Annotated in this window: 7 protein-coding genes; 4 read left to right on the top strand and 3 right to left on the bottom strand. The window is 70.0% G+C overall.

Features of this window, described 5'->3' with window-relative positions:
• Both VFE05_16610 and VFE05_16605 read right to left on the bottom strand, forming a co-directional pair.
• Positions 1-659: prepilin peptidase (locus VFE05_16610; GenBank protein ID HET6231698.1), on the bottom strand; the 659-nt coding region annotated here is incomplete at its 3' end.
• Positions 660-672: 13 nt separating this feature from the next.
• Positions 673-1,440, bottom strand: a complete 768-nt coding sequence (locus VFE05_16605) for an RNA methyltransferase (protein HET6231697.1) — start codon at positions 1,438-1,440, stop codon at positions 673-675.
• A gap of 68 nt (positions 1,441-1,508) precedes the next feature.
• On the opposite strand from VFE05_16605, the gene VFE05_16600 reads away from it, so the two are divergent.
• The 3 genes from VFE05_16600 to thiD are packed head-to-tail and all read left to right on the top strand — an operon-like array spanning position 1,509 to position 4,044.
• A complete protein-coding gene (locus VFE05_16600; GenBank protein HET6231696.1) occupies positions 1,509-2,354 on the top strand; it encodes a M48 family metallopeptidase in 846 nt (281 codons plus the stop codon).
• Positions 2,351-3,232: a M48 family metallopeptidase gene (locus VFE05_16595; protein ID HET6231695.1), complete on the top strand. Its 882-nt coding sequence runs from the start codon at positions 2,351-2,353 to the stop codon at positions 3,230-3,232. The genes VFE05_16600 and VFE05_16595 overlap by 4 nt, the downstream gene beginning before the upstream one ends.
• A complete protein-coding gene (thiD, locus tag VFE05_16590; protein ID HET6231694.1) occupies positions 3,229-4,044 on the top strand; it encodes a bifunctional hydroxymethylpyrimidine kinase/phosphomethylpyrimidine kinase in 816 nt (271 codons plus the stop codon). The genes VFE05_16595 and thiD overlap by 4 nt, the downstream gene beginning before the upstream one ends.
• Positions 4,045-4,294: 250 nt before the next feature.
• Here the strand turns inward: thiD and VFE05_16585 are convergent, their stop codons facing one another.
• The gene (locus tag VFE05_16585) at positions 4,295-5,149 is read right to left on the bottom strand and encodes a purine-nucleoside phosphorylase (GenBank protein ID HET6231693.1); all 855 of its coding nucleotides are present in this window, start codon (positions 5,147-5,149) and stop codon (positions 4,295-4,297) included.
• Between the two features lie 372 nt (positions 5,150-5,521).
• Here VFE05_16585 and dnaK point away from each other — a divergent pair, with 372 nt between their 5' ends.
• Positions 5,522-7,480, top strand: a complete 1,959-nt coding sequence (gene dnaK / locus VFE05_16580; protein ID HET6231692.1) for a molecular chaperone DnaK — start codon at positions 5,522-5,524, stop codon at positions 7,478-7,480.
• Positions 7,481-7,695 lie beyond the last annotated feature (215 nt).

Genomic DNA, 7,695 nt, shown 5'->3' with positions numbered 1-7,695 from the left:
GTCTTGATGCTGATGGGGCCGAAGATCACGCTGCCGAAGAACGCGCCGAGGAACAGCGTCAGCAGAACGCCCACCGGGCCGAGGAACGCGCCCACCATCGCCATCATCTTGATGTCGCCGCCGCCCATCGCCTGCTTCTTGAAAATCCACTCTCCAGCCACTGCGATAAGCCACAGCAGCCCGAACCCCAGCGCCGCGCCTTCGACCGACCGGAGCGGCGTGATGCCGCCGGGCGCGAACGAGAACGCCAGGCCCATCACCAGCCCGCTGATCGTGAACTCGTCGGGGATGATGTACGTCCGCGCGTCGGTGAGCGCGATGCCGAGGAGCAGGGTGAAGAAGACGGCCGTGGCGCCCGCCTGGAACGAGATGCCGTACCGCAGCGCCGCCGCGACCCACACGGCCGCGGTCGCCGCCTCGATGAGCGGGTACTGCACGGAGACGCGGGTGCCGCAGTACCGGCAGCGTCCGCGCAGCAGCAGCCAGCCCAGCACCGGCACGTTGTCTCGCCACGATAGCGGCGTCTCGCACACCGGGCAGCGCGAGCGAGGGCGGATGACCGACAGCCCTTCCGGCCAGCGGTAGATGCAGACGTTGAGGAAGGAGCCCACGCAGGCGCCGACGACGCCCGCGTAGACGTAGAACAGGGTCAGGGGCATGTGGTTAGCCGCGTCAGCGCAGGAGCTCGTGGAGGAGGATGGCGCCGGCGGCGGCCACGTTCAGCGACTCGGCCCGCCCGCGGATGGGGATGCCCACCGTCGCATCGGCGTGCGCGAAGGTGGCGGCGGAGACGCCCGCGCCCTCGTTCCCCAGCACCAGCGCCGACCGAGGCGGACGAGGCTCGCCGAGCGGATCGCCGGACGCGGCGGCGGCCAGAATGCGGAAGCCGTTGTCGCGCAGCCACGGCGCCGCATCCTCCCATGCCGCTTCGACGACGGGGAGGCGGAACGACGAGCCCATCGCGGCACGCACGGCCTTGGGGTTCCACGCGTCCACCGTGCCGGGCAGGGCGATGGCACCGGACGCGCCCAGCGCCTCTGCCGTGCGGACCAGGGTGCCCAGGTTCCCGGGATCCTGCACCGCGTCCAGCACCAGCACGGCCGCTGGATCGGCGGACGGGCGGAGGTCGTCCAGCGTGCAGCGCGGGATCTCGGCGACGGCGATCACGCCTTGAGGCGTGTCGGTCGCCGCATGCTCGCGCAGCTCGGCGTCGGGCACGGAGCGGAAGGGAAGTCCGTTTGCTGCAATGCGATGCAGCAGCTCTGCGCCGCGCTCGCCGTCCTCCAGCGTGGACGATCCGGCCACCCAGCGGACCGTCAGCGTGGACGCGAGCAGGTCTTCGACCGCACGGACGCCTTCGACGAGGAAGAGGCCCTGCTCCTGGCGGTGCTTGCGGAGGCGCAGCGCCCGCAACTCCTTCTGCTCCCTGCGCGACAGCATGGGCTCCGCTCTGGTCCGGGACTTGCTCCCCGGGGGTCCTGAGAACCCCAACGGAGGAGTGCTGAACGATGCTTATACTCGGAAACCGCATTCGGCGCAATTTCGCCGCCCTGGCCCTAGCCGGGTCCGTCTCGGTGGCGGGCGCCTGCGCGTCGGCGTCATCGGTGTCGGTGCAGCAGGAGCAGCAGCTGGGCGCCGACTACGCGCGCCAGATCAACCAGCAGATGCCCATCCTGCGCGACGACAACGCGACGGCATACATCAACCGCGTGGGCCGCTCGATCTCGCAGCAGGCGGACCCGCGCGGCATCCCCTACACGTTCTACATCGTCAACTCCGACGTTGTCAACGCCTTCTCCATCCCCGGCGGCTACGTGTACGTGAACCGCGGGCTCATCGAGCGCGCCTCGAACGCGTCGGAGCTAGCGGGCGTGCTCTCGCACGAGATCGGGCACGTGGTGGAGCGGCACTCGATCAACCAGATGGCCAAGGCGCAGAACGCCAACAACCTGCTGGGCGTGGTCTACGGCGTGCTCCTCCAGCGCAACCCCGGCACGCTGGAGCAGATCGGGGTGCAGGGCCTGGGGACCGCGGTGTTCGCCGGCTTCAGCCGCAACGACGAGCGCGAGGCGGACCGCGACGGCGTGATCTTCACCATGCGTGCGGGGTACAATCCCCTGGGCTTGGCCACCATGTTCCAGAAGCTGGTGGACGAGCAGAAGACCAACCCCGGCCGGGTGTCGCAGTTCTTCGCGACGCACCCCATGGCGCAGGAGCGGATCACGAACGTGCGTGCCCAGATCGCGCAGACGCCGGGCGCCACGAACTCGAACCTGGTCACCGACACACGCGAGTTCCAGCAATTCCGCACCCGAATCCGGTCGCTGACGCCGTACCCGTCCGACCGCAAGTGAGCCACGGCGCCGCCGTGGCCGTCCGGGCCCGCCCGCCGCGCGGCTGGCGGGCCCGTTTCGCACCGGCGCGCCGGGCGTGGCTCGCGCTCGCCCTGCTGCCGGCCGCGGCGTGCGTGGACGAGCGCCAGGAGGTGCAGATCGGGGCGCGGGTGGCCTCGCAGGTCAACGCGCAGGTACCGCTGGTGCACGACGCTCCGCTGAACGCCTACGTCTCCGCCCTGGGAATCTCCATCGCGCGGAGGAGCGCGCGGCCCAGCCTGGACTACCACTTCTACATCGTCGACACCGACGCGGTGAACGCCTTCGCGCTGCCGGGCGGCTACGTGTACGTGAACCGCGGCCTCATCGAGCGGACGCGCACGCAGAGCGAGCTGGCGGCGGTGCTGGCGCACGAGATCGGGCACGTGGCGGCACGGCACGGCGCCCGCAACCTCCAGCGGCAGATGCGCACCGGCTCGCTCGTGTCCGTGCTTTACCGCGTCATCCTCGGCCGCGAGCCCGAGATCCTGAACCAGGACGCACTGAATCTGGGCGGCGCGCTGTGGACGGCCGCCAACTCGCGGGCCGACGAGCAGGAGGCCGACCGGCTGGCGGTGGGCTACCTGATCCGCGACGGCGTGGACCCGCGGGGGATGGTGACACTGCTGGACCGGCTGCTCGACGAGGAGCGCCGCAACCCGGCCGCGCGCAACATCGCCTGGTTCGCGTCGCACCCTACCACGCAGAGCCGCATAGACCACGCGCAGGCGGAGATCGGGCGCGACCTGCCGGACCCGGCGTCGCGGCACCTGTCGCGGGACGTGGCCTCGTACGCCGGCTTCCTGCGCCGGCTGGACGCGCTCCCGCCCCCGCCGCTCACGATCCCGCTGGGAAGATGACCGCTGCTCCACCCATCGTGCTCACCGTGGCCGGTTCGGATTCCGGCGGCGGGGCGGGCATCCAGGCGGACCTCAAGACCTTCCAGGCGTTCGGCTGCTTCGGCACCAGCGCCGTCACGGCCATCACCGCGCAGAACACGCTGGGCGTGACGGCCGTGCATCCCGTGCCCATCGACGTGGTCCGCGAGCAGCTGCGCGCCGTCGCGACGGACCTGCGTCCGGCCGCGTGCAAGACGGGGATGCTCGCCACCGCGGAGCTGGTGCGCACGGTGGCCGAGGCGCTGCGCGAGCATGGGCTGGAGAACGTGGTGGTCGACCCCGTGATGGTCGCCACCAGCGGACATCGCCTGCTGGACGAGGATGCGGAGCGTGTGCTGCGTGACGAGCTGGTGCCGCTGGCGGCGCTGCTCACGCCCAACCTGGACGAGGCCGCGATCCTCGTCGGACGTTCGGTAGATGACCGCGACGGGATGCGGGCTGCGGCGCGCGAATTGGTGGAGCGCGGAGCCGCGGCGGTGCTGCTCAAGGGCGGGCACCTTCGCACCGACGAGCTGGTGGACGTGCTCTGGGATGGCCGCGAGTGGAACGAGTGGCGCCGCCCCAAGCTCCAGACCACGAGCACCCACGGCACCGGCTGCACGCTCTCCGCCGGCATCGCGGCGGGCCTCGCCCACGGGCGGCCTCTCCGCGAAGCGGTGAAGGACGCGCTGGACTTCGTGCACCGCGCCATCCGGTCCGCCCCCGGCTACGGCAGCGGCCACGGCCCGCTCAACCACCTCGTCGCTGCCCGCGCGACGAGCGAAGTCGGCTGAGCCACCTTCGCCCGGGCGAGCCGACGGACCGCACCGCATCTACCGAAAAGACGATCCCTCCGGGCCAACCAGGCACCCGGAGGGATCGTCGCATCTGCATCTGCCGATCACGTCTCCAGCAATGATGACTCACGCGGAGACGCGGAGGACGCGGAGAACGGCAGGAGACGAGGGTTGTTCTCCGCGCCTTCGCGTCTCCGCGTGAGGTCCGTTTGCCCGAGCCTACGGGCATCTCCCGGACATCGGAGAGTCAGGACGCGGCTTCGCTCGCGCGGTTCAGGCCGGCGATGCGGGGCAGGACGCCGCGGACGAGGGCGGCGAGCTGGTCGCGGACGCGGGCGCCTACCTCCATGACCTCGGTGTGCGACAGGTGCTCGCCGCCCAGGCCCGCGGCCAGGTTGGTGATGCACGACACGCCCAGGCACTTCACGCCCAGCGCCCGCGCCACGATCACCTCCGGCACGGTGGACATGCCCACGGCGTCGGCGCCCAGGCGGGCGAGCATCCGAACCTCGGCCGGCGTCTCGTAGCTGGGGCCGAGCATCGCCGCGTACACGCCCTGGGTGACGGGGATGCGAAGCTGCAGCGCGACCTGCTCGGCGATGCGGCGGAAGCCGGCGTCGTACGGGTCCGACATGTCCGGGAAGCGCTCCTCGCCCGGAAGCTGCGCGCCGATGAGCGGGTTCTTGCCCATCATGTTCAGGTGGTCGGCGATCACCATCAGGTCGCCCGGCTGCATGCCGGGGCGGATGCCGCCCGCCGCGTTGGTCAGCAGCATCGTCTCCGCGCCGAGCGCGGCCAGGGCGCGCACCGGCAGCGCGACGTCGGCCGGGTTCCAGCCCTCGTACAGGTGGAAGCGGCCCTGCATGGTCGCCACCTCCACACCCTCCATCCGCCCCACCACGAGCGCGCCCGCGTGGCCCGCGAGCTCCTGCGTGCGCTGCGGGAAGCCGGGGATGTCGCCGAACGGGATGCGCACGGCGTCCTCGATCTCGTCCGCCAGGCCGCCCAGGCCCGAGCCGAGGACGAGGATGGCGTGCGGCGCGCGCGTCACTCGCTCGCGCAGGAAGGCGATCGTCTGATCGATGGGTCGGATGCTCGTCATCTCATCTCCAGGTGGGGAAGCGGAGCGGCAAGATGAGCGCGGGCGGCTGGTGCGTCAACTTCGGCTTGCGGAGGGGAGGCCGGGCCCGGCTTCTCGCGCGGAAGTGACTGAACGCAGAGCGGCAGGTTCGCATCTCCCGAAGTGCGGGGTCCGAACGACTCACAGGGCTGGCCGATCGAGAGGGCCGGCGACTGCCACGTCGGACCGCCATGCGGGCCGGGAGGCTGCCAAAACCTGTCGGATCGGCAGGGAAACACGCGTTCTGCCTGGCATGTGCCGTGCACCTGGGTGGGCCAGCTACAATGGCCGGACCGCCTCCCGACAGGTCGAGGCGGCTCCGATTTTCTACCGACTACTAACGAAGGAGAGCCCATGGCCAAGGTCATTGGGATCGATCTGGGAACCACGAACTCCGTGGTCGCCGTGATGGAAGGCGGCGACCCCGTCGTCATCCCGAACGCCGAGGGCGGCCGCACCACGCCGTCGGTCGTCGCGTTCACCAAGGATGGGGAGCGCCTCGTCGGCCAGGTTGCCCGGCGCCAGGCCATCACCAACCCGCAGAACACCATCTTCAGCATCAAGCGCTTCATGGGGCGCAAGTTCGCCGAGGTGGGCGAGGAACTGAAGAAGGTGCCGTACAAGGTCACCAGCGGGCCGGGCTCGGTCGCGCAGGTGGAGGTGACGAACGCGGGCAAGACGCACACGCCGCCCGAGATCTCGGCGATGATCCTGCAGAAGATGAAGCAGACCGCCGAGGACTACCTGGGCCAGACGGTCACGCAGGCCGTGATCACCGTGCCGGCGTACTTCAACGACGCCCAGCGGCAGGCCACCAAGGACGCGGGCAAGATCGCGGGCCTCGAGGTGCTTCGCATCATCAATGAGCCCACGGCGGCGGCGCTGGCGTACGGCCTGGACAAGAAGAAGGACGAGAAGATCGCCGTGTACGACCTGGGCGGCGGCACGTACGACATCTCCGTGCTGGAGCTGGGCGAGGGCGTGTTCGAGGTGAAGGCCACCAACGGCGACACGCACCTGGGCGGCGACGACTTCGACGAGGAGCTGATCAACTTCCTGGCCGACGAGTTCAAGCGGAAGGAGGGGATCGACCTGCGGAAGGACCCGATGGCGCTCCAGCGGCTGAAGGAGGCGGCGGAGAAGGCGAAGATCGAGCTGTCGAGCGCGATGGAGACGACGGTCAACCTGCCGTTCATCACGGCGACGGCCGAGGGCCCGAAGCACCTGCAGGAGACGCTCACGCGGTCGCGGTTCGAAGAGCTGATCCGGCCCCTGGTCGAGAAGACGCGCAAGCCGGTGCTCGACGCGCTGACGGACGCGAAGCTCAAGCCCGAGCAGATCGACGAGATCGTGCTGGTCGGCGGGTCGACCCGCGTGCCGATGGTGCAGCGGCTCGTGAAGGAGCTGTTCAAGGGCAAGGAGCCGAACCGGACCGTAAACCCCGACGAGGTCGTGGCGGTCGGCGCGGCGATCCAGGCGAGCATCGCGACCGGGCAGATGAAGGACATCCTCGTGCTCGACGCGACGCCGCTGTCGCTGGGCGTCGAGACGCTCGGCGGCGTGATGACGCGACTGATCGAGCGGAACACGACGATCCCGACGAGCAAGAGCGAGGTGTTCAGCACGGCGAGCGACAACCAGGACTCGGTGACGATCAACGTCCTGCAGGGCGAGCGCGAGTTCGCGAAGGACAACCGCCTGCTCGGGCGATTCGACCTGACCGGGATCCCGCCGGCCCCCCGGGGCGTGCCGCAGATCGAGGTGACGTTCAACATCGACGTGAACGGCATCCTGAACGTGGCGGCGAAGGACCGCGGCACGGGCAAGGAGAACAAGATCACCGTGCAGAACGCGGGCGGCCTCTCGAAGGACGAGATCGAGACGATGAAGCGGGAGGCCGAGGCGAACGCGGGCGAGGACAAGAAGCGGCGCGAGACGATCGAGATGAAGAACCAGGGGGACAACCTGGTGTTCCAGACCGAGCGTCAGCTGAAGGAGCACGGCGACAAGGTGCCGGGCGACGTGCGGATGCAGATCGAGAGCTCGCTGAACAACCTGCGCGACGCGCTCAAGAGCGACGACGGCGGGCGGATCAAGCCGGCGATCGAGAACCTCCAGCAGACCGTCGGGAAGATGGGCGAAGCGATCTACGGCGGCGCGGGTGGCGCGGCGGCGGGTGCTCCCGGCGGCGGCGGGCCCGGCGGGCCGGGATCGGATCGCGCGACGCACGACGGCGGCGCGGCCGGTGGCGCGGGCGACGGCAAGAAGAAGGACGAGGACGTGATCGACGCGGAGTACGAGGTGAAGGAGTAATCCTTCGCGACCGGTTTCCGCGATCGGTTCGACCCGTTCGATAACGCGATTGAAAACGCCCCTCCCCCCTCGCGGGAGGGGCGTTCTTTTGCGCCGCGGAATTCGGGGGCCGAAGCACGGGTCAGCGGTCGGGGCGGCACTGGATTTGCGATAGGGGAAGGCGTGACGGGCGCGATCGTCCGGTGCGTCCGCCGAACAGATTGGGAACCTTAACG

The organism is Longimicrobiaceae bacterium (assembly GCA_035696245.1).
In the GTDB taxonomy this organism is placed as follows: domain Bacteria; phylum Gemmatimonadota; class Gemmatimonadetes; order Longimicrobiales; family Longimicrobiaceae; genus DASRQW01.
The sequence above is the reverse complement of the archived record's forward strand: the minus strand, read 5'-3'. Positions and strand labels throughout refer to the sequence as shown.

What these genes read in the sequence shown, in the direction of transcription:
- VFE05_16600 (HET6231696.1), top strand. Translation starts at nt 1,509, where the DNA reads ATGCTTATACTCGGAAACCGCATTCGGCGCAATTTCGCCGCCCTGGCC.
- VFE05_16605 (HET6231697.1), bottom strand. Translation starts at nt 1,440, where the DNA reads ATGCTGTCGCGCAGGGAGCAGAAGGAGTTGCGGGCGCTGCGCCTCCGC.
- dnaK (HET6231692.1), top strand. Translation starts at nt 5,522, where the DNA reads ATGGCCAAGGTCATTGGGATCGATCTGGGAACCACGAACTCCGTGGTC.
- VFE05_16585 (HET6231693.1), bottom strand. Translation starts at nt 5,149, where the DNA reads ATGACGAGCATCCGACCCATCGATCAGACGATCGCCTTCCTGCGCGAG.
- thiD (HET6231694.1), top strand. Translation starts at nt 3,229, where the DNA reads ATGACCGCTGCTCCACCCATCGTGCTCACCGTGGCCGGTTCGGATTCC.